Raw genomic sequence first — 26363 nt, 5'->3', positions numbered from 1 at the left:
TTATTTTCCTACGCTTAAGAAAAAATCGATTCTTTCGTTCCGATCCACTTCATAAGCTCCGTTGCCCGGGATCAAAGGGAGCGTTTCTCCATATCCTCTGAATCTATATCTTCCGAATTCATGATCTTTTCCGAATAAGGATTGGAATACCTTCTTCGCTTTTTCTTCGGAAGCTCTTAGATTGTATTCGTCGTCTCCTCGATGAGAAGTGTGGATTTGCAGTTCGGCTTTATATCCCGGAAATTTGTTTAAGACCGATTTTAGTTTAGAAGGTAAGGTCCACCATTTGTCCTCATAGATCCGATTCGGGATTGAGAATCTGAAACCTTCTTTTTCTTTTACGACCAGGATATCCGTTTTGATATCTCCTAGTTCCAATTCTTCTTCTCCGCCGAATACGTCTTTATAAGAGAGAACAAATCTTAGTTCGGCAAGAGATCCTATTCTTCTACCTTGATCGTCTAATCCGTACCAGATCAATTTATCCGGACCGTTTCCCGTCCCGTTCCAGCTTCGGACGACTCTTTCTTCCTGCTTTTCCCCATCATAATAGGATTCCATAATATTGATCTTCCAGGATACGATTGGAAGTCCTTTTGATCTTAGACGGATCTCTACCAGATCTTTTTGCCAATCTCCATCAGGAGTAAAACCGTTTGGAGAAACATCATAGGAGAATTTCGGTTTTTGATCGGAAAGCTGGAATTTTTTAGGAACGCTGATGTGTTTGTCGTATCTATTATGGACGGTTAAACGATAAAAATAGACTCCCGGTCCTAAAGGTTTGTTTTCCCTGTTTTTGGGCTCCCAGAACAATTCAGCAGGCGGTTCGCCTAAGGATCTTTGGGAGAAGACCAAATTGTCCTCTTTTACTTCGTTCTTAAAAATTTCCAATTCGTAGGAATCCGATTTTAATTTGGAGGAAACGTATGAGGAAAACTTAATGCGATTTAACGTATTGTTCGGATCCGAAGGGAATAGATATCCTTCTACGTTTAGATCAACTCCGGAAGATTCGTTTTTTATCGTCAGATTTTCGATCTTGTCTACGGATTCGTTCCCTGCAGGATCTCTACCGGTAAGTTTATAAGTATAAAGCCCCGGAGCGACAGGTTTACCGTTGGAATCCGTTCCGTCCCAAACGAGTTGAAATGGGACTTCCCTTGTTCTCCAAGTATAAGCTTTTAAGGACCTGCCTTCAAGGTCCAAAAATTCTCCGATAAAAATATCCGCTGATTCTCCGGAAGTTTTCTGTTGTATGATGATCTTGGATAAATTCCTATCTTCGCTTAATAGTAATTTCGTCTTACAATTTGCTTCCGCTTTAGGAGGTCTTGCGTCCAGATAGAATGTGGACTCTTCGGAAAGGATCCTTTCTTTGTTCGCTGTTAGCAAAAATAACTGATAGGTATAATATCCGTCTCCCACGGGAACGCCGTTCTCATTCTCCCCATCCCATTCTAGGATAGAAGGTAGATAAATATCTTCCGGAGCGAATTCATTCTCGTCTGAAAAAAGTGTGAATCCTTTTTTGCGGATCTTACCTGCTTCGAATTTTCGTACAATTTCCCCGGAGGCGCTTCTAATCGTAAGCTCCCAATCTTGAAGTTTGGGCAAAGAAGAAGTTTGGATCTTGAATCGCAGAATATCCGAGACCCCATCCCAGTTCGGAGAGAATGAGCCCGATTCCGTGCTGATGAGCGAATTTGCGGAAATCGAGGTAGCGTATAAGATCCAAAGAAGACCTAAAAAAGGAAAATTTTTTCCGAACATGCTACTAGGAAATTCCTTCCGAGAAAAAATGCACTTATGTTTTATCCTCTAGTTTTCTGTTTCGGATGGAACCCAAATGAGTGCCGGCCTCGGAGGTCTCCGATATTTCCGTATAACGTTTTAATGCAAATGTTACTGAGGCAAATGCGATTTCCTCCCAAGGGATCTCTTCCGGTGTGAATAGTTTTACTTCTTCAGATTCGGGACTTTCTGAAAAAATTCCGTCTATCAAATTGGCGAGGAAGAACATATACACTTGGCTAATATGAGGGATACTATATACCGAATGAAGTCTGATTATATCTATCTTCGCGTTTGCTTCTTCCGATGTTTCTCTTACAGCGCCTTCTTCTACCGTTTCCCTATTCTCTAAAAATCCGGCGGGTAGGGTCCAGTATCCTTTTCTGGGTTCTATTGCACGTTTGCAGAGCAGTATTTTCCCTTCCCAGATAGGAATGGTCCCGACGATCACCTTTGGATTTTGGTAATGTATGGTACCACAGTTCTCACAGACATGTCTAGTGAGACTGTCTCCTTCCGGGATTTTTTGGACTACCTCCGCCCCGCAAACGCTACAAAATTTCATGTTTTAGAAAACCTTCTCCAAGCTAAGATCGCTTCGAATAATAACCAAACGGTTAGAAAAATCAAAACTCCTCCGACTGCTGCCAGCAAATAACTAGGGGATTTGGAGAATAAGAAGTCGTAGAAGTTAATGACCATCGCCCATAATGTAGCACCTAATACGAATACCATAGGTATAAAACTGATCCACGTCTTTTTTTTAGAGTATAATAGATAGATTGTGATGACAAGTAAAGCAAGTCCTGCAAGTAACTGGTTCGTGGTTCCGAATAGTTTCCAAAGTGCCAATCCTGCAGCGGTCTTTTTTCCTCCCTGATCTATCTGTAAGAATGCAAAAAATCCGATGGCCGCACAAGCAAGGATACTAGAAACATAACGATTTCCTAAAGTTTTCTCGATCGTTTTCGATCCGAAACTTTCCGCAATCTCTTCTATATTATATCTTAATAATCTAGTTGCAGAATCCAACGAAGTTAAGGCAAAACTTACTACCACAAGCGCGATAAAACCTTGCGCAAAATCTTCGTCGAAACCTAATTGAGAGATAAATCTTCCGGTTCCGTAGATATATGCTCCTACGGAAGGAGCTAAACCTTGGATACCCGACCAGGATTTATAAAAGGAAGACCACTCTCCCGCTGAAGCAAATCCGATCGTGCAGGCAACAACCGATGTCAGACCTAAAAGAGACTCGCCGATCATCCCACCGTATCCGATCACTCTTGCGTCAATTTCTCTATCCAATTGTTTAGCCGTGGTACCGGAACTTACCAAAGCATGAAAACCTGAAACGGCGCCGCATGCGATAGTTATGAATACGAACGGAATGATATCCATGTCCACTTTTTCGGTCCGGATTGCTTCCGCGTTAAAGGAAGAAAATTCACCGAAGATACTTCCTTTTGCGAACCCGAAATAGATTGCGACAATTCCAATATACAGTAGGAAAGAATTGATATAGTCCCTACTTTGGAGAAGAAGCCAAACCGGAGTGACGGAGGCCAAGAAAGCATATATTAGAAGTATAATTTTCCAGCTTGGGACACCGGGGGATTTCTCTACATCATTTAAACCCGTCCAGGTCAGGATGGAATCGTTCATCCCAAGCACCATAATTACTAATGTAAGAGCCACGGATGCGAACGTAAGAGGACCAAGTTTCATTCCTTTTTTATAATGAAGCCAACCTACCAAGATGGCAAACAGCATGATCCCTGCAGTCGGAATGACCGCTTCAGGAAAATGGCTTCTGAGTTTAATGGGAGAAGAAGGAGTTTCCACTCTCACTTCGGAAGGATGCACATGATCTTTGATGCTCGGAGTAGTTTGTGTTTGTTCGATTTTAGGCGGAGGGATAACAGGAGCCTGTTTCAATTTCGGATCCGCGGAGAACATTTCCGCAAGAACGATCACGAACACACCCATAGCTAAAGCTACTAAGAAAAAAATGATCGCATGAAATAAACTTCTCGCCCTAGGTCCTAAAAGATCTTGGGCAACTTGGCCGATGGATTTTCCTTGGTTCCGGATAGAAACTACAATCGCTCCGAAATCATGAACACAACCTACAAAAATCCCGCCCAATACCACCCAAAGCATTGCAGGCAACCATCCCCAGATCACTGCAACCGCAGGGCCTAAGATGGGAGCAAGTCCCGCGATGGAAGCAAAATGATGACCGAATAGAACTGCAGGCTTCGTAGGAAGATAATCCACACCGTCGTTGAATTTATGAGCGGGTGTATCGCCCACTGTGTCTTTGAGTTGAAAAATGGACTTAGATAGAAATCCGGAGTAAAACTTATAACCTAAAAAATAAAGAGTGAAACAACCGAAAACCGCAAGAAGGGGTAACATGTGGGAAAAATCTCGTTTTATGCGGCCCGGATCAAATCTTTTTTCTCGGGAAAATGAATGGACAAACTCAGGTACGGGCAGAGGGTCTAAGTATAGGTTCTTGCTTTGAACGCCCGAAGTTTCGATCAGGTCAAATCATCCTTAGAGGACGTAATTTTCGAATTACAGTCCGGGAGTAATGATTGTGAGTGGTTCATCTCCTCCGAGAAACTGATCGAAATTTTGGAGATCCGAAGAGAGGATTATTTTAAACTTTTATATACTCTCAGAGGAGAAAGGGAATATTCCTCCAAAGGTTCCCAAGGATTTACCCAAGATAATGCGGATCTTCTCATTTTATTATTGGAGAAGGTCTTAAAAATAGAAGGCCTCGCCTATGAATTCGCAAAGGGCGGAGTATATTTTGATGATAGCTATCTGGATGAATTCCGTTCTTATTTAAAAGAGATTGTTCTTTCCAAATTGGAAAGACATGATCTGGATAAGGAACTTCTGCTTTTACTTATTTCTTCCACAAAAAAATTCGAGGATGCATTCGATTCTTATTTCGACGATAAATTCGATCTGCAAAGATTAGTGGACAATGGGATCTCGGAATTTTTGGACAGAAAAAGTTTTTCGGGAGATTTTGGAGCGGACGTCTTCTTAAAAAACTATTTCTACCAAATCTTAAATACAAAATTATTCCCTATCCGACAAATCACTTCCGAATATAGGGATAGAGCTTATTACGAAATTTTCGGAAAATTTCGGGAAGAAGAAAAAGAAAAGACTAAAAAGAAAAAATCCAATTTCCGCAAAAAGTTCTCTTCGAGATCGTTTTACGAGGATGAAGACTCGGAAACAAGAGAACATCGTGAATTTTTAGGACTCTCCGAAGAATACACAAAAGCTGAATTAAAAAATAAATACAAAGAGATGATCAAAAAATACCACCCGGATGTAAACAAAGACGGACTGGAAATGACCCAAAGGATCATCGCTTCGTATAATTTTTTAGTAATGAAAGATCGTTGATCAAGGTTTGATTTCTTTTATAGGCAAGACCTTCCATTGCCGATCCGCTTTTACGATATTTCCGGGTACATCTTTTTCCCAAAAACCGTGAACTTTTTCGTTATAGTTCAGATATAATTTACCTGATACAATTTTCCAAGCCTTAGGATCCGTTTCATACGCTTCTCCGTCTCTCATTGCGTATGCACAATAACCTCCGTATTGAGGAGTGAATTTATCCGGGGACTTCTTGAAAGTTTCCAGATTTTTTTCGGAAGAGAATCTCCACTCAGCACCTTTCCAAAGGTAGTTGAATTTAGGATTTCCTTCTTTCGGTTTGGATTCCGTAAAATAAGCGACCACGTCGTAACCGTGGATCGCGGTTTTTCCATTTGCTTTAAAGATTGGGTCTACGAGCTGTCTGCCTGAGCAGTCCAAGAATAGTAAAAATAGGATCGGAAAAAAATATGACTTGTTCATGTATCCTTCTTCGGATCGGATCGAAATAGGTTACATCGGAGAAAATATGTCTTTCATCGGAGTAGGCTTAAGAAAAGAACATTATCCTTATTTAAGAAAGGGTGAACCTGTCAGGATTTCTTGGTTCGAAGCGATCACCGAAAATTATATGGATACACAAGGTCGCCCCTTGGAAATGTTGGAGTCCATCCGCAAACATTTTCCGGTCGCTCTCCATGGAGTTTCCTTATCTATACTTGGCGGAACTTTTCCCGATAAAAAATATCTACAACGATGGAAGGAATTGATCCGAAGGATAGATCCCTTCTTGGTTTCGGATCATCTTTGTTGGACCGAACAATCGGGAAATTATTTGCACGACCTTTTACCTTTCCCGTTTACGAAAGAATTTTTGGAGTTTGCGATAGAGAGAGCCGAACGAATACAAGAAATATTAGGAAGAAGGATCCTATTGGAGAATGTTTCCACTTATTTGAGTTTTCCCCAAAATGAAATGACTGAATGGGAATTTATCTCCGAACTTTCAAAAAAAAGCGGCTGTGGAATTCTATTAGATATTAATAATATATATGTGAACTCTGTAAACCATGGATTTTCCCCGTCCGAATATTTACGTTCTATTCCCTGGGAAAATGTGGGCCAGATCCATCTTGCGGGACATACGGATACAGGAGAATTCCTATTCGATACTCATTCCAGGCCGGTTGCCAAAGAAGTCTGGGAACTATTCTCTTCTTTCTCGGATAAGATCCAAGGAATTCCAATCCTATTAGAATGGGACGAGGATATTCCCGGCTTTCCGGAAATGGAAGAAGAAGCTCTGAAAGCAAAATCCATTTTGGAATCGGTGTCCAAATGAAACCGGAAGAATTCCGAAATATATTTTATAACGCGCTCTTAGGAAGAGAAGAAGGTCCGCTTTTGCAGGATTATATTCTGCCCGGTGGAAAATTAGAACCAAATTCGGCGATTGCAGTCTACCAAAATGCATACCAAGCTCGATTTACGGAAGTTCTGGGAGAAAAATACGAAACAGTCTGGAAGATTTTAGGAGACGAGGGCTTTTTTGGAACTGCAAAGTCGTTTATAGAAGATCATCCATCTCATTCTTATAATATATCTAATTATGGGGAAAGTTTCCCGAACTTCTTAAAGGAAAACTTTTCCGAACATCCTGTTCTGTTTGAAATTGCGGACTTCGAACTTCATGTTTTTAGAATATTCCATTTGCCTAAAAATGAGGAAGATAATCTGCGGAACTCGCTTTCCCGAAATGAAACGGAGGATCTGAAAATTACCTTTCACGAGTCAGTTCGATTTTTAGAATATTCTTATCCAGTTTATGATCTTTGGAAAACCGAAAACTCGGAAGATCTGCCTCAATTCTTAAAGGAAAAAAAACAATATTTGGTCTTAGGAAAAAAAGGATCGGACTTATTCGTTTCCGAGCTGGAAGAATGGGAGTGGACCTTCGGTAAAAGTTTATCTGACGGAAAAAGTATCCTTGAGTCTTTGAAAATTTCAGGAAGTCCGCCGAAAGGATTGGGATCGATTTCAGAATTCCTTTCGGGGATGAAGATAAACCGTCTTGTATCCGAGGTTAACTTTTAAAAGTCCCTTTTTTGTCCTCGCATTCTTTTTTAGTGAGAGAGATCCAGCCTTGTCCTTTGCAGGAATTTTTTCCCGCGCAGCTATGTCCTTTTCCTCCGCAGTCTCCCGTTCCTTTGCAGGAATTGATACCGTGACATTCTCCCTTAGACTCTTCCGTTTTTGCATCTTTCGTTTCGGCCTTTGCCCCAGTAGCAAATAAGCCCGTTAGAGCTGCTCCAATGATCATACTTTTGGTTAGATTGTTCATCTTTTCGGTTCTCCGGATGATTTGATCGAAACACGATTTTTAGATTCGATCCATTTTTAATTCGATAAGCAGGGGAGAAGGTTACGTTAAAAAAGGAAAATCCGCAAAGAATGGTCATTAACATCGGGACCTTCTTCCAAAAGCCCCGATTGGTTAAAAAAGATTATTCTGGAATTGCTTCGCCTTCGATACGAATAGAAACTTCCTCTCCGATCAAAAGTCCGCCTTTTTCCAAAGGTTTGTTCCAAGCGATATCGAAATCGGCTCTTTTGATCTTCGTTTCCGCTTCGAAACCTAGGTGAGTGTTTCCCCATGGGTCTTTTGCAGAACCGGAAAATTTAACATCTAAAGTAACGGGTTTAGTCACTCCTTTGATAGTCAATTCTCCTTGGATCTTGGAGACTCCACCTTTTTTAACGGTGGCTTTTTTTGCTTTGAATGTAAGAGAAGGATGATCTTCTACATTGAAAAAATCTTTTCCTTTTAAGTGTCCGTCTCTTTTCTCGTCGTTAGTGTTGATCGAAGCCGCTTTGATAGTAACATCCAGGTCGGTAAGAGTGTTGGTAGCTTCGTCGTAAGCGAATTTTCCGCTGAAGTCTTTAAAACTTCCGGATACGTTAGAAATGGTAAGGTGTTTGATCTTGAAGCCAACGCCTGTATGAGCGTTATCTAATTTAAAATTTCCAGCTTGTAGGCCACCGAAAGTTAAAAGCACCAGAAGGCTAGGGATCAGATAAAGTTTCGTTTTCACGAGTGATTTTCTCCTTTGAGAATGTTTTGGATTTTAGACTGATCTCCCGGTGTAATTATTGGAATTACAAGTAAAAATACAAAATTTATTCCGAAAAACTTTCTTATAAGTGTTTGTACCGGCAAGAATTCGTTTCATAAATTAGGGGGTAGGGGATGCTTGCCTTCGATCATGAAAACAGCCGGAATTTCAAAAGGATTTATTGTATTTAGTTTATTTTACTTCGGGATCCTAATTTTAGGAAAACCTTGGGAGGCCCTTTTTTCGGATCAGTTTCTGAAATACCACCAAGCATATTCCATGTTCCAGTCCGGTTTCAGCACCGAAAATCTGATCTATCCTTCCTTGGATCTGGATCCGAATTACAGTTATTTTTTATGGAAAGCCCCGATGGTCTTTCAGATCGGAGATAGAATGATCGGTCAATATCCGATCTTTCTCACACTTATCATTGCGCCTTTTTTAGTTTTCGGTTGGGTCCCGATCGTTTCCATTTTGATGGGAGTGTTCAATCTAATTTCCGCTTTTATTCTAAGAAGATTTTGGGATCTTTCCTGGTTCTGGCTCGTTTTCACTTTTTTTGGAACTTATATCTTTTTGATGGGGCCGGAACTTTCGGAACATCCCCCTCTTCTTCTTTTAGAATTACTCGGACTCACTTTCTTTTATAAAACGGAAGATAAAATTTTCAATAAGCTGATCGGAGGGATCGCTCTAGGACTCGGAGTTTGGTTAAGATTAGAAGTTCTGATCTTCTTTGTGGTCTTCTGGGCCGTGGGTTGGATCGCTTTCGGAAAAGATTGGTGGAAAAGATCTTTTTGGTTCTCTGTATCTTTTTCAGTAGTTGTACTTCTTCTATTTTTATTCCATACCTTGGATTACCAACATCCGATCGGACCTAGATACTTCCAAAATTTTAATACGGGAGAAGACCAAGGCACGGTTCTTTCCAGAGCGTTTACGATATTGATCGGGACGTACACAATGCCCGGACTTTTGATCTATTTACCGATCCTTCTTCCTTTATTTTATATTTTTGTAAAAAAATCAAAAGAAGGAAAGATAGAAGCTACTTATTCTCATTTAGGGATCAGCTCGTTTGTGTTTATCATATTGATCGCATTCTTAGCTCCCAACGATGGAGTTTCCAATTGGGGACCAAGATACGTTGGACTAGCATTGATCCCGTTCGTTTTGGTTTTGAAAGAAATTGCCGAAGTTTCCGAATTGAAACTAGGAAGATCCGGCAAAAACTTAACGTTTACTATTTTGTTGTTTTATTCTTTCGGAATGACCTTGGCCGGATTTGTGAATTACCAAAGAAGTTCCAAGGAGATCAGAGCGATCCGTTCTATTTATGCGGATTCTCAAGCTTCCAGTCTATTATTCCTGGATGACGTTCTTTGCGGCTCCATCGGGCCTTCTTATTTCCAAAAAAGAGTATTATGTGTTCATAATGAAACTTCTTCCCAAGGAATGGATCATATAGTTTCCTTCCTTTCAAAAAAACATCCGGGAGAAAAAGTCGGATTTATTTCTTATTCGGATGCAGTGGTGGAATATGCGGCAAAACTTCCCGAGTCGGATAATATTCTCATGAACAAATATCGTATGAAAGTATTGGCTGAAGCGGAGATTCGCCCCGTTTGGGTGGAATTATTGGGTCATGCTTGGAAGGAAAAGGAAGTAAAAACGAAGGGTCTTTGGGAATATCGAGAATACGAAATTCCCAAAGATTAGAATGGAATATTAGGAAAATAGATTGTATCTTAGGATACAATAGATGGCCCTAAATCCGTCTTTCCAGCCTATCTTTTTTCCTTCTGCATAAGTGCGTCCGTAATAGGAGATCCCAACTTCGTAAATACGAATGTCGGGGATCTTTGCGATCTTTGCGGTAATTTCAGGTTCGAACCCGAAACGATTTTCTTTAATTTCGATACCTTGTATCACTTCTCTGCGGAATGCCTTGTAACAAGTTTCCATATCGGTCAGATTAATGTTCGTGAACATATTGGAAAGAGTGGTCAAGAATAGATTTCCGAGTCTATGCCAGTAGTATACGACTCTATGGGCCCTTCCGCCCATGAACCTGCTTCCGAAAACCACGTCCGCCTTTCCTTTGTAGATCGGATCGATTACATCCGGAATTTCAAACGGATCGTATTCCAGGTCCGCGTCTTGCACGATGACTATATCACCTTTGGCCGCTTTAAATCCTGTGCGAAGTGCGGCGCCTTTTCCCTGATTTTTTTCGTGGAAAACGAGTTGGTCCACTAACTTCTTAAAAGGAGCGGTCTGTAGGAGTTCCCTCGTTCCGTCCGTGGAAAAATCGTCCACAAGGATGATTTCCTTATCCTTATAAGGGACCTTCTTTACCGTTTCTAAAATGTTTTTGATGGTCTGTTTTTCGTTATAACAGGGAATTACGATGGAAAGTTTCATTTAGCGTCCAGACCGACTAAGTCGCTCATCCGGAAATCCCGGATGATATTTTCGGCTTTAACGATTATTTTTTCCAATGCGATACCGAAAAGTAAATTCTTATACGCTTCCGAAGCTTTCGGATAGTCTCTATCGCTGACTTGTACGGTCATTCTGTCGCTGACCCTATTTTTCTCCACACATTCCAGCGCCGTCTTTCTAAGGCCGGCAAGAGCGATACACACTTCCTTTAGAATGTTCTGGGAATCCCTTTCCATTGTGGATTGGTTCCCGTTCGCGTCCAATAACGCTTTAATATGTTCCGAGATACGGAGAGAAGGCATTCCTCTTTTCGTGATTCCCACTCTTTCTATTACTGAGACACTATCTTGGAAGGCGGAGTATTCCGGCGTTCCCCTAAATATATGGATGAGAACGGGAAGTTCGGTTTCTGCGAAGGAGGTCATTGCCCCGTAAAAATATCTCATTTCCGGTCTGGCCAAAGGATGGAAATCCACCCTTTGGTATTTGGAAAGTTTTTCCTCTTGTTCGTCTAGGATACGATTGATCGTTTCCCCTTTGGAGGCGTTCCTTCTTTCCGTAAGTTCTTTATGTTTGGTTTTGATCTTTTCCAGAAAGTCCACTTCGTCTTTCAGGAAATTGTCCAGGTTTCCCCGATGTTTTAGGGTTTGGATATAACGATCTTCGAAACCTTTGGCGTCGAAAATTTTAGGACTTTGTTTGGCCCCTTCCCGGTACTCGGTTCGGAGTTTTTCTACGATGTTTTTTATCTCTTGATCGCTAAGTGCCATGCAAAAGGTTTCTATCCTTCGCTATCGGCCCATTTTTGCAAGGAGATAAGTAGTGCTCCTATATCTTCCGAACAATATAATAAGGCGCTTCTGGCATCCTTATACATCTGCTGTTGGTTATAGGCTACTTGTTTTAGGTGATTTTCGTTTTTAGTATTCAGAACATTTAAGGCATTCAGGACCATTTTTTTGAGTTTTCTGGCCAGATCCAAAAGAAGTTCCTGCATTTCCCAGCGGATCACTAACTTTAATTTTTCCAGATCCGACGTTTTGGACTGTAATGCCTGCTTACGATATGACTCGTACTTTGCCACGTAATAGGTAATCGATCTGGGATAAGAAGTCAGCTCTTTATGATAGTTTAATATCTTTTCTAATTTTTGGAAGAACTCAATATCGAATTCTCTCGCTAGGTTTCCTACTATGTTCTTGTTCTCGGAAGGATCTCCGGTAGCTTCGAAAATTTTAGAATTTCTAATATTGTTCAGTACGGACTCGATCCTATCTTTGATCTTCTGGAATTGTTGTACACTATCTTCAATATATTTCGTTTCTCTGTTGGAGCCTGCCTCTATATTTTCTATAAAGACGGGAACATCCTCTTTCCCTTCGTTGGAAGAGAGTCCCGCATCCGAAATATTCAAGTCCACTTTGGAAAGATCGAATATATCGTTTTGAACGGAATTCATTCTGGCGGATAGGTCCGGACCCTCTGCTGGAGTGATGTCTAATTCTTTTTGGGGATTCGGAGTATAAGCTGGCTTTTCCGAATTTGCAGAACTCGGCTTAGTATGTTTGGTTTTTTCGGCCAGATTATCTATCCAGTCTGCACTAGGGTGTTTTGTACTTTTAAGAAGATTGGATAATTTCTCTAAGTCTAAAGGATTGGATTTCGCTTTTGGATTTACTCTTCCCAATTTTGGTCTATTCACATCCGCCTCGGAAGCTTTTTGAAGAGTGATCCGAATGATCTCCGCCTTTCTGCTTTCTTTGTTAAAACGGACCGCATAACGGTTTCCGTTCCTGTCTAAATACTTGGTCCCCAATTGAGCCAAAGAAAGTTTATTAGGATCGATTTCATCGATCGAATTCACAATGATATAGTCTTGTGCGTGTCTGGATATCATGCGAGAAGGCGTCCTTGGGTCTTCTATACGACGAATAATTAATTTCCAATCTTTCGGATAACAAAAAATAGGATGGAAATCCTTCGAAGCAATGCAAAAAAAATTTCCTGAACCTTCCCGCAGCGAGAATAGGGCGAGAAAGCGATCCTATTGCGATTCGGTGACATCGTAGATGCCAAATGTTACTACGAGATCCCTCAGTTGAGGTAAAGACAAATAACGTATTAGTCGAATTAGAAATGATTTCTTGTATGTAACGTTGGGTTGGTTCTATCCGCCGAGACTTGGGCGGCTCCCTTACTAAGCAGTATATTGAACCAAATTTCAAAAATATTTTTGAATAGATTGGAGTGAGCGCTTTCCCATCCCCTCCGCCTGCACATCTTGTGTAGAACTCCGGGTCACTTCGCCATCCTGGCTTCGCTCTCAGGGAAAGAACTTACTCCTGGGGTTATTTCCTTAAAAAATTTTTGAGATAGGCTTTGTAAAAGACCCGTAAAAGCTCATTGACAGGCTACTTGGGTACGAAAATCTGGGCGTAATCCCTTAATAGGAAGTAGATCCTTGGCGAATATTAAATCTTCAGAAAAAGATATCCGTAGAACGAAACGCAGGAATGCGGCGAATTCTCAAAACAGGAATCGCCTTAGGACCCAAGCTAAAAAGATCCTGAAAGCGCTCCAAGACGGAGAGAAAGACTCCTTAAAATCTTTGTTCAGTCAATATTCTTCTCTTCTGGACAAAGCTGCGAAAACCAACCTGATCCACTCTAGAAATGCGGACCGCAAAAAGAGTCGGATGGCATTGCGTATCAATCAGGCTGCAACCGCATAATAACCGTAATCATTACGGGCGATTAGCTCAGCTGGGAGAGCGCCTCCCTTACAAGGAGGATGTCGGCAGTTCGATCCTGTCATCGCCCATGTTCTCATCCCAAATCTTAAAACATTCCCCGGAATCATGGCTCTAAATCATCAAAAACCGGTCTTCCAACACCCGGATTTGATGGTCTCCGTGTCCGGAATCCGGGGAATCATTCCCACCGGATTAAGTCCCGACGTAATTTTCCATTCTCTCATGGCCTTCGGGTCCAGACTCAAAGGAAACGCAGTCGTCATCGGAAGGGATTCTCGTCCGAGCGGAGCTTATATAGAAAATATCGCGATCGGGATCATGCTCGCCATGGGCAAAAATGTGATCCGTCTCGGGATTGTTCCAACTCCTACCGTCAAGGCGGTGGTGGCTCAATCAGGAGCGGCAGGTGGGATCATGATTTCCGCTTCTCATAATCCGGTGATCTGGAATGCATTTAAGTTTATCGGACCTGGCGGGTTTTTTACGAATGCCCAAGACTTAGAGGGTCTTTTGGATCTGGTCCGAAAAGAAGATTATAAACCTTTCCAATTCAAACCGAATACGAATGTGGAAGATGGTACCGATAGGATCCAAGCCCATATTGATTCCGTTTTAGCTCGGGTAAACGTGTCCACGATCAAACGGAAAAAATTTACCGTATTTTTAGATGCAGTCAATGGCGGCGGGAGCTTCGTTTTACCGGAATTGTTAAGGCGCTTGGGTTGTAAGGTGATTTTGCAGCACTGTACTCCCGACGGAACATTTCCTCGTCCTCCTGAACCTACGCCTGAAGCGCTCAAACAATCATCTCGTCTGATCAAAAAGTCCAAGGCGGATATCGGTTTTGCTTTGGATCCGGATGCGGATAGACTTGTCGTTTTATCTCCTAAAAAAGGAGCTATCTCCGAAGAATTAACACTTCCCCTTAGCTTTATGTCCTACCTTGGTTCCAATTCCCTGCCGAAGAAGGCATCCATCACGGTAAACCTCTCTACTAGCTTTGTGAACGATTGGGTTGCGGATTCTGTTGGAATTCCGACTTATCGATCTAAGGTAGGGGAAGCCAATGTTGTGGCAGAAATGATACACCGTAAGTCGGTTTTCGGCGGAGAAGGAAATGGAGGAGTGATCGATCCGGCAATTCCTTCTTTTGGAAGGGATTCTCTTTCGGGGGTGGCTCATATACTGAATCTGCTTGCCCTAAAGGGGGAAGATGCTGAAACTGTGATCGGTAGTCTTCCTGCGGTCTATATGCGCAAGATCGCCTACAAAATCGCGGGGCAGAAGACGGAGCAGATTTATTCTAAGTTTCGCAGCGCCTTCTCCGAATATAAAGAAGATTCGAGAGACGGTTTACGTTTAGCGAACCAGGACTCTTGGATACATATTCGACCCTCGAATACCGAGCCGATCCTCCGGTTGATTGGAGAGGCCAGAACCAAAAAGGATCTGGAATCCCTTTTAAATAAAGCCGGAAAGATCATGGAGAATTCATAATATATGTGTGGAATCGTAGGATACGCTGGTGATAAAAACGTAGAATCCGTGCTCATAGTAGGGCTCATCGGCTTGGAGTATCGTGGATACGATTCGGCCGGGATCGCGGTCCTGGACAAAGGAGAGATCCAAGTCCGCAAACAAAAAGGTAAAATTAAGGATCTGGAAAATTACCTAAAAGAACATCCGATCCGAGGTAATGTGGGTATAGGCCATACTCGCTGGGCTACTCACGGTGAACCTAACCAGATCAATGCTCACCCTCATACCGATTCCAAATCCACCGTTGCAGTAGTTCATAACGGAATTATAGAAAATTATTCGGAGCTTCGCCAAGAACTGAAACAAAAAGGTTTCGTATTTCATAGTATGACGGATACGGAAGTTCTCCCCAATCTTTTGGCGGAGAGCAGAAAAAGAGGCTTATCCAATAAGGAAGCTTTTTTAGATCTATTTAATAGAGTTCACGGTAAATGGGCGATCGCAGTCGTATTCGACAACGAGCCGGATCGAGTGTATTTTGCCCAGGACGGCGCGCCTTTACTATTAGGAAGAGGTAAGGAAGAATATTATCTTGCTTCCGATATTTCTCCTCTTACTCGAAACTGCAGAGAAGTCTATTATATCAACTCCAAGGAATGGGGATATTTTACAAAAACCGAATGTAAGATCTTCGGGTTCGACGGTTCCGAAAAAGAGATCGAATTCAAAAAGCAAGATATCAAGTTCGAGGACGTCGACAAAGGCGGTTATCCTCATTTTATGATCAAGGAAATCCACGAACAGCCCGGGATCTTCCGCCGTATCATCCAGTCTCGTATCAGCGAAGCCGGAGAGATAGAATTTCCGGAGAGTACGATTTCCAGAGAAATGATGTCCAAGGTAAATCGTATCATCATTCAAGCAGCCGGAACCAGCTACTATGCGGGAATGCTTGGAAAACATTATCTCGAAAATTTCGCAAAGATCCAAACGGATACGGAAACCTCTTCCGAGTTCCGTTACCGAAACCCTGTGGTGGAAGGTGATACGCTGATCGTAGGGATTTCTCAATCCGGAGAAACTGCGGATACTCTTGCTTCTTTACTGGAAGCTAAGGCAAAATTTATCAAAGTTCTTTCCTTGGTAAATAATGTGAACTCCACCATCGCAAGGGAATCCGATTCATTTATCAGAACGGATGCAGGACCGGAGATCGGCGTTGCGAGTACAAAGGCGTTTACTGCACAGGTAATCAACCTTCTTCTTTTTTCCTTATATGTAGCTCGTTTGAAATGGATCGTTTCCGACGAAGAACTCAGGACTTTAATTGAAGAGATCCGACTTCTCCCAGGCAAAATGGAAAGGATTTTAGCTCAGGCCCATATCTTGGAAACTTGGGCGGCGGATTTTACTAAAACCAAAGATTTTGTATTTTTAGGAAGGACCTATAATCATCCGGTTGCGTTAGAAGGTGCCTTGAAATTAAAAGAGGTCTCTTACATTCACGCTTCCGGTTACGCCGGCGGGGAATTCAAACACGGGCCGATCGCACTCATTACAAACGAAGTGCCGGTCGTATGTATCGCGACCAAATCCGAAATTTATAGCAAAATGCTTTCCAATATCCAGGAAATCAAGGCAAGAAACGGGATCATTATCTCCATCGTAACGGAAGGGGACAGGGAAGCAAAAGAGCTTTCCGACTACTGTTTTGAAGTTCCGGACTGTCCGGAAATTTTGAGTCCGATCCTGAATGTTCTTCCTCTCCAACTTCTGGCCTATTATTCTGCCGTTGCTAGGGGTTGTCCTCCGGACCAACCGAGAAACCTAGCGAAGTCCGTCACAGTGGAGTAGTGAACGCGTGGGCAGAATTCAGAGAATTTGGATCGATGAGAGGGAAACACCTCCCGGTTTGGGGGCTTTAACCAGAATTCGATCTTTCTCGGAGATTCGAGACGGGGTTTTAACTCCACTCCAACGTTTAAAAGAGCAGTATCCGGATTCTAAGATACTATATTCTAACTCGAACTCCGCTTTCGAGAAAACTTTCTTTGAAAGAAACCCAAAAATTTCGGAATACGATGGAAAGGACGTAGATTTGATCATTCGTCCTGAGGATTTTCTTCCTTGGAAATCCTTGGAGTCTGTCGGTAAAAACATAGACCAAGACTTGGAAAATCATAAGGACTTACGTAAATGGGCCCGAAAACTTAAGGTAAAGTCCGGGGATTTCCAAGTAGTAGGAAAATCCAAACACGTTCATATCCATCCTTCCGCTAAAATTTATCCAGGTGTGGTCATCGACGTAACCTCAGGACCTGTAATCATAGATAAGGATGCAAAAGTAACTTCTTTCAGTTTTTTAGAAGGTCCGTTGTACATAGGCCAAGGTACACATGTGGACAACGCTCGTATCACCGGAAACACTTCCATAGGGAATGTGTGCAGGATAGGTGGCGAAGTCGGGGACAGTATTATATTAGATTTTACGAATAAACATCACGAAGGTTTCTTGGGACATTCCGTGGTGGGAAGCTGGGTCAACCTAGGCGCATTATCCACCACCTCCGATCTAAAAAATAACTACGGTGTAGTTAAGATTAGGGAAGAAAATACGGAGATCACAACAGGTTCCATCAAGTTCGGTTCCATCATCGGAGATTTTTCCAAAATAGGGATCGGAGTGATGTTGAATACCGGAACAGTGGTAGACTTCGGATGTAATGTGGTTTCTTCCAGGGTGAGTGGATATCTTCCTCCTTTTATTTGGGCGGACGGTCAGCCTTATATCTTGGATCTATTCTTACGTGATTCACGCAAGATCATGGCAAGAAGGAACAGAGAACTTTCTCATTCCGAATCGGAACTTATTAGAATTTTATACGAAACCAAGGTCCGGAAATAAAAAAGGACCGGAGGCTCCATGGAAGTTTTGGAATCGCGTATTAGTACGTCTTCCCCCGAATATAAAGAGAATTATAAGGACCTTTCAGAGAAGGTCGCGGATATACGTAAACTTCTCCAAAAAGCCGGACTAGGCGGAGGAGAAAAATCCATCCAGAAACATAAGAGTCGCGGGAAGCTTACCGCAAGAGAAAGGGTACAAGGACTAATAGATCCGAACACTCCTTTCTTAGAATTCTCCGCGTTGGCAGGGGAAAAGGTTTATGCGGATGATGTTCCTTCCGCAGGGATTGTGACCGGGATCGGAAAAATTTCCGGAACTCCATGTGTGATTGTTGCAAACGATGCTACCGTAAAAGGTGGGACTTATTATCCTCTCACTGTCAAAAAACATATCCGTGCTCAAGAGATCGCTTTAGAGAATCGTCTTCCTTGTATTTACCTTGTAGATTCCGGTGGGGCATTTCTTCCGATGCAAGACGAAGTGTTTCCTGATAAATGGCATTTCGGTCGGATCTTCTATAACCAAGCAAATCTTTCTAGACTGGGGATCCCTCAAATCTCCATCGTAATGGGAAGTTGTACCGCGGGTGGAGCATATATCCCTGCGATGTCCGACGAATCTGTGATCGTAAAAGGAAACGGAACCATCTTTTTGGGCGGGCCTCCTCTTGTAAAAGCTGCCACAGGAGAGATCGTCACTCCGGAAGAATTGGGCGGCGCTGACGTTCATTGTAGGATTTCAGGCGTGACTGATCATTATGCGGAGAATGATCCGCATGCACTCGAGATCGCAAGACATATAGTTTCCAGTTTAGGCGCTAGAGCGAAGAAGTTAGAAGAACATATCCATTACGAAGAACCTCTTTATCCTGCCGAGGAAATTTACGGGATCATCCAAAAGGACATTCGCAAACCGTACGATGTACGAGAAGTGATCGCGAGAGTAGTCGACGGCTCTAGGTTCCAAGAATTCAAAAAATATTATGGAACCAGCATAGTCACAGGATTCGCGAATATTTACGGAAAAACAGTCGGCATCATTGCAAATAACGGAGTTCTATTCTCCGAAAGTTCCTTGAAGGCCGCTCATTTCATCCAGCTTTGCAACCAAAGAGAGATCCCTTTACTCTTCCTGCAAAATATCACAGGTTTTATGGTAGGGAAGAAGTATGAGAACTCAGGAATAGCAAAAGACGGTGCAAAAATGGTAAATGCGGTCTCTACTTCCGTAGTTCCTAAATACACAGTAGTGATCGGGGGCTCTTACGGAGCTGGAAATTACGGAATGTGCGGCCGTGCATTCGGACCTAGATTCCTGTGGATGTGGCCGAACGCTAGGATCTCAGTGATGGGAGGAGAACAGGCGGCGAATGTTCTACTTACAGTGAAGCAGGAACAATTGGAGAAGGAAGGAAAATCCCTCTCTGACGCTGAACAGGCCGAATTTAAGAGACCCATATTAGAAGATTATGATAATCGTTCTTCTTGTATCTATTCTACCGCAAGGCTTTGGGATGATGGGGTTCTGGATCCGGCGCGTACAAGAGAAGTTTTAGGTTTGGCCTTGTATTCCGATTTTTCTCCTAAGGGTATTGAACCTTCCTACGCAATCTTTCGGATGTGATTTTTCCTCCGGAGGAATGATACCTAAGTATAGTTTTCTCTGCTTAAATTTTATTTTCCCGACAGATCCTGAAAATCTGCCCAATAAGTACGCAAACTGCTAGGCTGTACCAGGAGACTTTCTCCCTAAACTAGGGAGAAATCTGCCTTTAATAAGAATTTAGGTGCATTTTTCTAGCGAAAACCTCATTTAAAGGCTCTTAGCTCCCTCTTCTTTTTTTTTAACCTTTTTTCATAAGAATTTTTAACGCAGGTACCCTTCTTGCATTAATTGGATAAAACATATTTCGAGATGAGATTTGAGAAAATGAAAATTGCCCAAAAACTTATCGCGCTCTTGATCTTAATCGCTCCAGTACTGATCTGGGGTCAAGACGCTACACCTACACCGGAAGCTGCGCCCGCTCCCCCTTTGGATAAAGGGGATACCGCATGGATGATCGTGGCTTCCACTTTCGTGTTCTTTATGATCCCGGGACTCGCATTGTTCTATGGCGGTATCGTACGATCAAAGAACGTTCTCTCTACAATGATGCACAGCTTTGTCGCAATCCTTGTGCTAACTATTCAATGGACAGTATTCGGATATAGCTTCGCATTCTCAGGCGATAATCCGTTTTACGGCAATTTTGATCTCTTTTTGTTGAACGGAATTACCGACGAAACTTTGGAGGGGACAATTCCAAAATATATCCACTTCCTGTTCCAAGGTATGTTTGCGCTGATCACTCCGGCATTGATTTCCGGTGCGATCGCAGAAAGAGTGAAACTTTCCGGATATATCGTATTCATTCTGGCGTGGTCTACCTTGGTTTACGACCCTGTTGCACACTGGGTATGGTCCGCTGACGGTTGGCTTTTCAAAAAGACTGCTCTTGACTTTGCCGGTGGAACAGTGGTTCACTTGATTTCCGGTATCGCAGGTTTGGCAGCAGCCATCGTATTAGGAAAACGTAAAGGAGAAGGCGCTGCCTTGATCGCTCCGAACAATTTGACTTACACTTTGATCGGTGCGGGATTCCTTTGGTTCGGATGGTTCGGATTTAACGCGGGCTCCGGTCTGGCGGCAAACGGACAGGCAGCAAGAGCTTTCGTTGTAACTTTAGTCGCTCCTGCAACTGCAGGTGCTATTTGGTTACTGATCGAGTATCTTCATACTAAAAAAGCTACCGCTTTGGGAGCAGCTTCGGGGATCGTTGCTGGTCTGGTTGTGATCACTCCTGCAGCAGGCTTTGTGGACGCTACCGGCGCATTGATCATGGGAGCGCTTGTTTCCCCGATTTGTTACGGAGCAATCCTATTAAAAGGAAAACTCGGCTATGATGATTCCCTGGACGCTTTCGGAATTCACGGCGTAGGTGGAGCTATCGGTGCGATCCTTACAGGTGTATTCGCACTTGCGCAATATATACCTGAAGGAGTTACTCGTGGAGACCAGATCATCGTTCAGGTTATCAGTGTAGTAGCAACCGGTGCTTACTCAATCGTAGTATCCTTGATCTTAGTGTTTATCATAGAGAAAACAATCGGATTCAGGATTTCCGAGGAGAAAGAGATAGCTGGACTCGATTCAGAGATTCACGGAGAAAAAGGTTATATTATATAACCTTTGAATTTATACATTAAGTAAAGGAGAGCATATGAAATTAATCGTAGCAATTATCCAGCCCCATAAACTGGAAGAGGTTAAAGCGGAGCTTACTAAGAATGAAATTTATAGACTTACCGTAAGCGACGTGCAAGGCTACGGGCAGCAAAAAGGTAAAACCGAAGTATTTCGTGGACATGAATACCAAGTAAACCTGCTAAGAAAAGTAAGATTGGAGATCGCGGTAAATGACGAGTTCGTTAAACCTACCGTTGATGCGATCTTGAAGGCTGCCAAAACCGGTGACGGAAAGATCGGAGACGGAAAGATCCTAATTCTTCCGCTCGAAGATGTGATCCGTATTCGCACCGGAGAAAGAGGAAGCTCAGCGATTTAATTCTTCCCCAATACGAGTCGAAACTAGCTTCGGGGTCGGTGATTTGATTTACCGGCCCCATTTTTATTAGAAGGCGACGAATCGCCTGTTTTTTGTTAGACGATCCGGTTTTAACAGGGTATATCTAAACTGTGGATCTTACGGTTAGGTGTCTAAAATACTTTGCTATTGTGTTTTACCTAACGGTTTTGTTAGGATGTTTTTCTAATTACCAATCCGCATACGTAAATAACGGAACCGGTCTTGGGATCCGTTCCGCGCCTAAACTTTCTTCCAAAAAGATGGGAATTATTCCTTATAAAGGAGAAGTGAAAATCTTAGATAAAGATCAGAGATTGGTACACATCGACGGGTTCGAAAATTATTGGTACAAGATCAAAAGTGAAGAAGGAGAAGGTTGGGTTTTCGGAGGATATTTGAGTTTTAAACATCCGGACCTTTTGCCTCCAGGTTCTAATTCTTATACAGGATTGGTTTATCGTCATCCCATTCAGTCGCTGAAACTAATTCGTAGCGATGTAATAAACGAGGATTTGTTCTTAAATTTATACGAAGCGGACTTAAAACATATATTCGCATTTTTAGAAAGAAAGAAGCAGTTCTCTGAAGATGTAATCGAATGGAGGATTCTGCATGCGATCACTTTGGATATCCCGGAAAAAGACGAAGAAATATTGAATCGAGTTACTGCCCAATGTCGTACTCCAGGGTTAGATGGAAAAGAGATCATTCTTGCGATCTTAAAGATCCAAATCCGAAAGACCGGAGTAATCATCGGAAATCATTATGAGCTGGTCTTGGACAAATTGAAAATCCGCATTGCCTGGACTTTAAGCGAAGACGAGTCCTTTTTACAACCAGTTCTGAAAACGAAAGGAATACAATGTACAATCTTCGATCCGGGCAATCGACTAAAGGGGATCTCGGAGTGAGCTTCGAATTTGTCAGTGCATTGGATCCTTCGAATGACTAGACTTTTCGACGCAAAAAAATGGAGGCTGAAATACCCACTAGGAATCCGATTGCAGAGCCTACGGAAAGCCATATCCATTTCATCCAGGGCTTTGTTTCCCACGATCTATGATCTTCCGATGCTGCCCTTTGAGCTTGCAAATCTGAGATATTTTTTTTCATCTCTTCCTTTAATTCTGCGGAAAGCTCTTGGAGTTCCGGATCAAACACAAAAACCGTTTTCTGATTGGTAGCGGTCTTTCCTGAAAAGTTGGTGCTTGAGTTTCGGTTCTGAGAATTTGGCATAGAATCTTTTAGCGGTTTTCCATGCAGTTCCCAATATCTATTACGGACTAAACTATGATTCGGCCAAACCTCGTAGGCTTTTTTAAAAAATTCGAATGCAGAAAGTTTCCTTCCTTCTTGGTAGTACGATTCCGCCTTACGTATCCATATTTCAGCCTGGTATAATGCCAAAGTAGGGTCGGAAGGTTTGGATTGAAGTAAAGGATCTAACATCTCCTGCGCTTGGGTAAAGTTCCCCGATTCGAGAACTTTTTTGATCTCAGGATAATCTTCCGGCATTCCTTCTCCAAGTGCCCAAGAAATGGGAATAAATAAAATTATAAAAAATGTATATACTATTTTCATAAGATTACCTGCTGATGATCACTGCAGAATGGGCATATCTTGCCCTCGGCATTGAGGCTAACCCGGAAGTTTCCCAAGGACCCCCTACTGCTCCGGATAGATTGACTTCGATAGCATAAACGTTCGTGCTTGGAACGTTTAAACTAACCGCTCCTCCCATGACGTAAGCCTTTCTATTTTCGTAAGAATATTCGACGGATGGAAAATATCTTGCGATCGGGATGGAAGGTCCTGCGGTAAAGGAAGCGGCTGTCGGTTCGGTACTTAAATAATCGAATTGAAAACTCGGACTAATAATACCGGCAGGTTGGGTAATACTTCCTGTAGTGGAACCTCCTGCTGCAATCACTCCGCTTCGATCTGCCGGATAAGGATCTCCCGCTTGAGGACGAATGCAGGCAATCCCTGCACCATGTCTAGAGTCACCGGTTAAACTAGGTTCATTAAAAGAAGTAACCGCATTTGCAGAAGGAACATAAACATCGGAAGAAGGATCCGGATTTCCGCTATTGAAGAAGCGACCTCCGGTGAAAAATAATGTTCCCCCGATCGTACATCCCGACATATCGATCTTTTTGTATATATTTGTGGAAGAAGTATAGTTTACCCAAGTCCCTGCACTCCCTTCCGGAATATCTGGAAATAATTTGTAGACTTGATTTGTTAAAGTCCCCGTAGTCATATCCATTGTAGTGGTACCTGCAAGAACATAAATATTATTCTCTACCGAAGTTGCTACGGCTCCCTGGATATTTGTAGGTAAATCGGCATAAGATCTCCAAGTGTTTGAAATCGGATCGTATGCTTCCACTTTATTACTAATGACGAAAGCACCGGAGACATCGATAATACCTCCGATTACGAAGATAATTCCTTTATGGTTCACAACCGAAGCATAAGCTCTAGGAGTAGGTATACGAGAGACCGCTGGATACCATTTGTTTTCTACAGGATCGTATAAATCGATTTCGGCTACGGGCTTTCTATCTGCGCCTATCCCACCAACTATCCAAATTCCCCTGGTCTTAATCGGATCATCGCTGATCCATGTTTTGAATGGGACGGAAAAAATTTTTTCTTCGGACATTTCTCCACAGTAAGGATAAGCCATGTAATCGGTATTAGGTTCCAGATGGTCCATTTGGACTGAGTGGATTTTTTCGTTCATCATGGATGCCTTAAAGGAATCGGGAGTGTGTTTACCGTAAGCAAGCCAAGCTTTAGTAGAGGATGAGCAACTCCAATTTAATGTGGTTTGTTTCGCTCCTAAAGAAATGTGGAACCACTCAACTTTATTCGTGGTATTATTTGTTCCTTCCAAGAACGGAGAGTTTTCACATCGGATAAAGAAGACAGCCCAAAAACCTAAGACCACAACATATACATTTTTCAATTTCATAATCTTTTACCTATAGAAATTTCTAGACCGGCCATGCAAAAGGATGCAGCCGTTTCAAAAAAACAGGTCCCTCTTATCCCTGTCCTAAGTTGGAAATCTCCCCAACGGAATCCTTGGTAGCCGAGTTCTACGGATGCGGAAGGATCTATCCCAGCTCTGGAAGTGTCGTCATGTTTGTATTGAACAGATGCTACACCTAATCCGAGCTTGGCGTAGAAATCTAAATTTTGATTTCCACCTATAAGCCAGTTTCGACCAAAATTCGTCCAGGCGTGCAGGACGCTAAAATTTCCCGATTCACTTTTAGAAGCGAGACCTTCTATCCTAAATCCCCATTGGTAAGTGTCTTTCATTCGCATGAAAGCAGGCTCTACAAAAAACCCGAAAGCACCCGTAGCTGGAAAAGCCGGACCAAGAGGTTGAAAATTTGGCATATATGCGGCGGTCAAACCGAAGACGGTTTCCGGCTGCGGTTGGTTGGCAGGTAGGTATTCGGAAGGAAGGTCCGGTTCTTTGATCCCGGAGCTTTCCACATTAGAGACCCTGGACTTATCGATCTCCAAAAAACCTACTTCCGTACGGATTACATAAACGGAATCGTTCTCTTTGGCAAGAATTCCTTGGATCCTGCTTCCGTCCTTTAATTGGTACGTGGAGTAGCTATAGGATGATTGTTCTCCTTTTTTAGAATAATCTAATTTACGAATGTCCTTTTTAGGAATTGCATAGACTCTATTCTTCCATTGCACTCTTACGTATTTTTCGTCCTCTGAAATCACTTCCAGAATGAATGCGTCTCCATTATTCAATAGGAGCTCTGTAGCTTGGATTCCCGACGACGTTAGAATGGTTACTAAAAGCCAGGTAATTTTCAATTTTAATTTCAATTAGTATTCCTCATTATGAGACTTGAATTATGAAGATCGTTTAATCTATTTATGATATGATATTTTCCTTCTTTTTCGGACATCTGGTTTCTAAAATTTGTATTTTATGTTTTAATAAATTTCTCATTTCGGATTTTGGACCTCAATGAGAACTTCAGGGGTTTCGCGAGTTACGATTTGGTGGGGAATAGGCAGGGGAATTCCTTGGGGAGTTGGTATGAATTTAATGTCCATTTCTGATTTGATAGGAATTTCTTTTTGTATTTGAATGATAATCTTCGTTCTTTCGTTTTTCTTTACAATTATCATCTGGCAATGATGAAGGATCTGCTTTTCGATACTGCATTTAGTTTTCTTATAACTTGGATTAAATGCAAGGCTAGTAGACTCGTAACGAAGTCCGAAATAAGCTTCAAAACTTAGCATTAAATCATGGCGATTTATTGAATCTTTCCCGGAGAGTAACGATGCATAATATTCACCTGCTGGTAACTGTATCTGATATGGAGAATTGTAATGAAGCTCTCCTTTATGTATTTGAAATGCACTAGGAAGGTTTTTGGGATCCTTGACTAATTCTTTATCATATAAGAAAAAGAAATGAAAATAAAGAGATTCAATTTTCGTATTTTCTAGATTGTCTATTGAAATTTCTAAAATACCTTTTTCTCCGTTTATGTCTGCGCGTTGGATCTTCTCCCTCCAGAGTGAGAGCTTTGAGGAGCAATCTAAGAATGAACTGAAAAAAAATATGCAGATCCCGAAACGTTTTAAGCAATCATTCATAATTATTTTACTAGTATACATTTGATACCTTCTCATAACCCATCGAAGAATGTATTGAACGACGCATCAAACCTAGTGCCGGTGTAAATTCCAGTTCCAATTGCCCCCCAAGCATCCCCGCTTCCTTTAAAAAAGCCGCTCGCCATAAATTCAGGTTCTGAGTTTCTACGATTCATG

Annotated in this window: 25 protein-coding genes and 1 tRNA gene; 13 read left to right on the top strand and 13 right to left on the bottom strand. The window is 42.2% G+C overall.

Annotation, left to right across the window (positions count from 1 at the left end; genetic code table 11):
• Genes LEP1GSC192_RS05860 through LEP1GSC192_RS05850 form a run of 3 tightly spaced genes read right to left on the bottom strand, consistent with a single transcriptional unit; the run spans position 1 to position 4215 of the window.
• Positions 1-1773, bottom strand: a complete 1773-nt coding sequence (locus LEP1GSC192_RS05860) for a hypothetical protein (protein WP_020769395.1) — start codon at positions 1771-1773, stop codon at positions 1-3.
• Between the two features lie 34 nt (positions 1774-1807).
• Entirely contained in the window at positions 1808-2359 is a 552-nt protein-coding gene (locus LEP1GSC192_RS05855; protein ID WP_020769052.1) for an NUDIX hydrolase, read from the bottom strand.
• The gene (locus tag LEP1GSC192_RS05850) at positions 2356-4215 is read right to left on the bottom strand and encodes a carbon starvation protein A (protein ID WP_020769137.1); all 1860 of its coding nucleotides are present in this window, start codon (positions 4213-4215) and stop codon (positions 2356-2358) included. Before LEP1GSC192_RS05850 ends, LEP1GSC192_RS05855 begins: the two co-directional genes overlap by 4 nt.
• A gap of 105 nt (positions 4216-4320) precedes the next feature.
• On the opposite strand from LEP1GSC192_RS05850, the gene LEP1GSC192_RS05845 reads away from it, so the two are divergent.
• Complete coding sequence (locus LEP1GSC192_RS05845; protein ID WP_020769247.1) at positions 4321-5232, top strand: DnaJ domain-containing protein; 912 nt, start codon at positions 4321-4323, stop codon at positions 5230-5232.
• Here the strand turns inward: LEP1GSC192_RS05845 and LEP1GSC192_RS05840 are convergent, their stop codons facing one another.
• A complete protein-coding gene (locus LEP1GSC192_RS05840; protein WP_020769207.1) occupies positions 5233-5691 on the bottom strand; it encodes a YHS domain-containing (seleno)protein in 459 nt (152 codons plus the stop codon).
• A gap of 46 nt (positions 5692-5737) precedes the next feature.
• On the opposite strand from LEP1GSC192_RS05840, the gene LEP1GSC192_RS05835 reads away from it, so the two are divergent.
• Both LEP1GSC192_RS05835 and LEP1GSC192_RS05830 read left to right on the top strand, forming a co-directional pair.
• Positions 5738-6550 (top strand): DUF692 domain-containing protein, encoded by an 813-nt coding sequence (locus LEP1GSC192_RS05835; protein WP_036089276.1) that lies wholly within the window; start codon positions 5738-5740, stop codon positions 6548-6550.
• The gene (locus LEP1GSC192_RS05830; protein ID WP_020769072.1) at positions 6547-7302 is read left to right on the top strand and encodes a DNA-binding domain-containing protein; all 756 of its coding nucleotides are present in this window, start codon (positions 6547-6549) and stop codon (positions 7300-7302) included. Before LEP1GSC192_RS05835 ends, LEP1GSC192_RS05830 begins: the two co-directional genes overlap by 4 nt.
• On the opposite strand, the gene LEP1GSC192_RS05825 is transcribed toward LEP1GSC192_RS05830, so the two are convergent.
• Both LEP1GSC192_RS05825 and LEP1GSC192_RS05820 read right to left on the bottom strand, forming a co-directional pair.
• Positions 7292-7549, bottom strand: a complete 258-nt coding sequence (locus tag LEP1GSC192_RS05825) for an integral membrane protein, PF10048 family (protein ID WP_020769355.1) — start codon at positions 7547-7549, stop codon at positions 7292-7294. The genes LEP1GSC192_RS05830 and LEP1GSC192_RS05825 overlap by 11 nt on opposite strands.
• A gap of 163 nt (positions 7550-7712) precedes the next feature.
• A complete protein-coding gene (locus LEP1GSC192_RS05820; protein WP_020769280.1) occupies positions 7713-8300 on the bottom strand; it encodes a YceI family protein in 588 nt (195 codons plus the stop codon).
• Positions 8301-8471: 171 nt separating this feature from the next.
• Here LEP1GSC192_RS05820 and LEP1GSC192_RS05815 point away from each other — a divergent pair, with 171 nt between their 5' ends.
• Positions 8472-10040, top strand: a complete 1569-nt coding sequence (locus LEP1GSC192_RS05815; protein WP_020769042.1) for a hypothetical protein — start codon at positions 8472-8474, stop codon at positions 10038-10040.
• A gap of 9 nt (positions 10041-10049) precedes the next feature.
• Here the strand turns inward: LEP1GSC192_RS05815 and LEP1GSC192_RS05810 are convergent, their stop codons facing one another.
• From LEP1GSC192_RS05810 to LEP1GSC192_RS05800, 3 genes are read right to left on the bottom strand one after another with little or no spacing between them, the layout of a single operon-like run.
• Positions 10050-10745, bottom strand: coding sequence for a glycosyltransferase family 2 protein (locus LEP1GSC192_RS05810; protein ID WP_020769372.1), 696 nt, complete (start codon positions 10743-10745; stop codon positions 10050-10052).
• Positions 10742-11536: a hypothetical protein gene (locus LEP1GSC192_RS05805; protein WP_020769269.1), complete on the bottom strand. Its 795-nt coding sequence runs from the start codon at positions 11534-11536 to the stop codon at positions 10742-10744. Before LEP1GSC192_RS05805 ends, LEP1GSC192_RS05810 begins: the two co-directional genes overlap by 4 nt.
• Before the next feature lie 11 nt (positions 11537-11547).
• A complete protein-coding gene (locus tag LEP1GSC192_RS05800; protein ID WP_020769177.1) occupies positions 11548-12663 on the bottom strand; it encodes a hypothetical protein in 1116 nt (371 codons plus the stop codon).
• A 564-nt stretch (positions 12664-13227) separates the two neighbouring features.
• Between LEP1GSC192_RS05800 and rpsT the strand changes: the two genes are divergently transcribed.
• The 9 genes from rpsT to LEP1GSC192_RS05755 all read left to right on the top strand — a co-directional run bounded on the left by rpsT (position 13228) and on the right by LEP1GSC192_RS05755 (position 22444).
• Positions 13228-13497 (top strand): 30S ribosomal protein S20, encoded by a 270-nt coding sequence (gene rpsT / locus LEP1GSC192_RS05795; RefSeq protein WP_008594460.1) that lies wholly within the window; start codon positions 13228-13230, stop codon positions 13495-13497.
• Positions 13498-13513: 16 nt separating this feature from the next.
• Positions 13514-13586: transfer RNA gene (locus LEP1GSC192_RS05790), tRNA-Val, on the top strand.
• Between the two features lie 37 nt (positions 13587-13623).
• Positions 13624-15015 carry a phosphoglucosamine mutase gene (glmM, locus tag LEP1GSC192_RS05785; RefSeq protein ID WP_020769359.1) on the top strand — a complete coding sequence of 464 codons (1392 nt, stop codon included), beginning with the start codon at positions 13624-13626 and terminating at the stop codon, positions 15013-15015.
• Positions 15016-15018: 3 nt separating this feature from the next.
• Positions 15019-16851 carry a glutamine--fructose-6-phosphate transaminase (isomerizing) gene (gene glmS / locus LEP1GSC192_RS05780; RefSeq protein ID WP_020769025.1) on the top strand — a complete coding sequence of 611 codons (1833 nt, stop codon included), beginning with the start codon at positions 15019-15021 and terminating at the stop codon, positions 16849-16851.
• Between the two features lie 7 nt (positions 16852-16858).
• The gene (locus LEP1GSC192_RS20045) at positions 16859-17902 is read left to right on the top strand and encodes a GlmU family protein (RefSeq protein WP_020769261.1); all 1044 of its coding nucleotides are present in this window, start codon (positions 16859-16861) and stop codon (positions 17900-17902) included.
• A gap of 18 nt (positions 17903-17920) precedes the next feature.
• Positions 17921-19528 carry a carboxyl transferase domain-containing protein gene (locus tag LEP1GSC192_RS20040; RefSeq protein ID WP_020769204.1) on the top strand — a complete coding sequence of 536 codons (1608 nt, stop codon included), beginning with the start codon at positions 17921-17923 and terminating at the stop codon, positions 19526-19528.
• Positions 19529-19834: 306 nt separating this feature from the next.
• Positions 19835-21133, top strand: a complete 1299-nt coding sequence (locus LEP1GSC192_RS05765; RefSeq protein ID WP_036089191.1) for an ammonium transporter — start codon at positions 19835-19837, stop codon at positions 21131-21133.
• A gap of 34 nt (positions 21134-21167) precedes the next feature.
• Complete coding sequence (locus LEP1GSC192_RS05760) at positions 21168-21512, top strand: P-II family nitrogen regulator (RefSeq protein ID WP_008595143.1); 345 nt, start codon at positions 21168-21170, stop codon at positions 21510-21512.
• A gap of 170 nt (positions 21513-21682) precedes the next feature.
• A complete protein-coding gene (locus tag LEP1GSC192_RS05755; protein ID WP_232420971.1) occupies positions 21683-22444 on the top strand; it encodes an SH3 domain-containing protein in 762 nt (253 codons plus the stop codon).
• Between the two features lie 37 nt (positions 22445-22481).
• Here the strand turns inward: LEP1GSC192_RS05755 and LEP1GSC192_RS05750 are convergent, their stop codons facing one another.
• The 4 genes from LEP1GSC192_RS05750 to LEP1GSC192_RS05735 all read right to left on the bottom strand — a co-directional run bounded on the left by LEP1GSC192_RS05750 (position 22482) and on the right by LEP1GSC192_RS05735 (position 26207).
• Positions 22482-23114 (bottom strand): tol-pal system YbgF family protein, encoded by a 633-nt coding sequence (locus LEP1GSC192_RS05750; protein ID WP_020769048.1) that lies wholly within the window; start codon positions 23112-23114, stop codon positions 22482-22484.
• Between the two features lie 4 nt (positions 23115-23118).
• Positions 23119-24513, bottom strand: a complete 1395-nt coding sequence (locus LEP1GSC192_RS05745) for a kelch repeat-containing protein (protein ID WP_020769411.1) — start codon at positions 24511-24513, stop codon at positions 23119-23121.
• Positions 24510-25400, bottom strand: a complete 891-nt coding sequence (locus LEP1GSC192_RS05740; RefSeq protein WP_020769292.1) for an LA_3334 family protein — start codon at positions 25398-25400, stop codon at positions 24510-24512. The genes LEP1GSC192_RS05745 and LEP1GSC192_RS05740 overlap by 4 nt, the downstream gene beginning before the upstream one ends.
• A gap of 123 nt (positions 25401-25523) precedes the next feature.
• The gene (locus LEP1GSC192_RS05735) at positions 25524-26207 is read right to left on the bottom strand and encodes a hypothetical protein (protein WP_020769210.1); all 684 of its coding nucleotides are present in this window, start codon (positions 26205-26207) and stop codon (positions 25524-25526) included.
• Between the last annotated feature and the right edge of the window lie 156 nt (positions 26208-26363).

The organism is Leptospira sp. B5-022 (genome assembly GCF_000347035.1).
Classification (GTDB): domain Bacteria; phylum Spirochaetota; class Leptospiria; order Leptospirales; family Leptospiraceae; genus Leptospira_B; species Leptospira_B cinconiae.
Note: the sequence above shows the minus strand (reverse complement) of the source record. Positions and strands in the feature narration are given on the sequence as shown.

Bases quoted from the DNA above. Each gene is read 5' to 3' on its own strand.
- LEP1GSC192_RS05860 (WP_020769395.1), bottom strand. From the start codon at position 1,773: ATGTTCGGAAAAAATTTTCCTTTTTTAGGTCTTCTTTGGATCTTATAC.
- LEP1GSC192_RS05855 (WP_020769052.1), bottom strand. From the start codon at position 2,359: ATGAAATTTTGTAGCGTTTGCGGGGCGGAGGTAGTCCAAAAAATCCCG.
- LEP1GSC192_RS05850 (WP_020769137.1), bottom strand. From the start codon at position 4,215: ATGTTACCCCTTCTTGCGGTTTTCGGTTGTTTCACTCTTTATTTTTTA.
- LEP1GSC192_RS05840 (WP_020769207.1), bottom strand. From the start codon at position 5,691: ATGAACAAGTCATATTTTTTTCCGATCCTATTTTTACTATTCTTGGAC.
- LEP1GSC192_RS05835 (WP_036089276.1), top strand. From the start codon at position 5,738: ATGTCTTTCATCGGAGTAGGCTTAAGAAAAGAACATTATCCTTATTTA.
- LEP1GSC192_RS05830 (WP_020769072.1), top strand. From the start codon at position 6,547: ATGAAACCGGAAGAATTCCGAAATATATTTTATAACGCGCTCTTAGGA.
- LEP1GSC192_RS05825 (WP_020769355.1), bottom strand. From the start codon at position 7,549: ATGAACAATCTAACCAAAAGTATGATCATTGGAGCAGCTCTAACGGGC.
- LEP1GSC192_RS05815 (WP_020769042.1), top strand. From the start codon at position 8,472: ATGAAAACAGCCGGAATTTCAAAAGGATTTATTGTATTTAGTTTATTT.
- LEP1GSC192_RS05810 (WP_020769372.1), bottom strand. From the start codon at position 10,745: ATGAAACTTTCCATCGTAATTCCCTGTTATAACGAAAAACAGACCATC.
- LEP1GSC192_RS05805 (WP_020769269.1), bottom strand. From the start codon at position 11,536: ATGGCACTTAGCGATCAAGAGATAAAAAACATCGTAGAAAAACTCCGA.
- LEP1GSC192_RS05800 (WP_020769177.1), bottom strand. From the start codon at position 12,663: ATGATATCCAGACACGCACAAGACTATATCATTGTGAATTCGATCGAT.
- glmM (WP_020769359.1), top strand. From the start codon at position 13,624: ATGGCTCTAAATCATCAAAAACCGGTCTTCCAACACCCGGATTTGATG.
- glmS (WP_020769025.1), top strand. From the start codon at position 15,019: ATGTGTGGAATCGTAGGATACGCTGGTGATAAAAACGTAGAATCCGTG.
- LEP1GSC192_RS20040 (WP_020769204.1), top strand. From the start codon at position 17,921: ATGGAAGTTTTGGAATCGCGTATTAGTACGTCTTCCCCCGAATATAAA.
- LEP1GSC192_RS05765 (WP_036089191.1), top strand. From the start codon at position 19,835: ATGAAAATTGCCCAAAAACTTATCGCGCTCTTGATCTTAATCGCTCCA.
- LEP1GSC192_RS05760 (WP_008595143.1), top strand. From the start codon at position 21,168: ATGAAATTAATCGTAGCAATTATCCAGCCCCATAAACTGGAAGAGGTT.
- LEP1GSC192_RS05750 (WP_020769048.1), bottom strand. From the start codon at position 23,114: ATGAAAATAGTATATACATTTTTTATAATTTTATTTATTCCCATTTCT.
- LEP1GSC192_RS05745 (WP_020769411.1), bottom strand. From the start codon at position 24,513: ATGAAATTGAAAAATGTATATGTTGTGGTCTTAGGTTTTTGGGCTGTC.
- LEP1GSC192_RS05735 (WP_020769210.1), bottom strand. From the start codon at position 26,207: ATGTATACTAGTAAAATAATTATGAATGATTGCTTAAAACGTTTCGGG.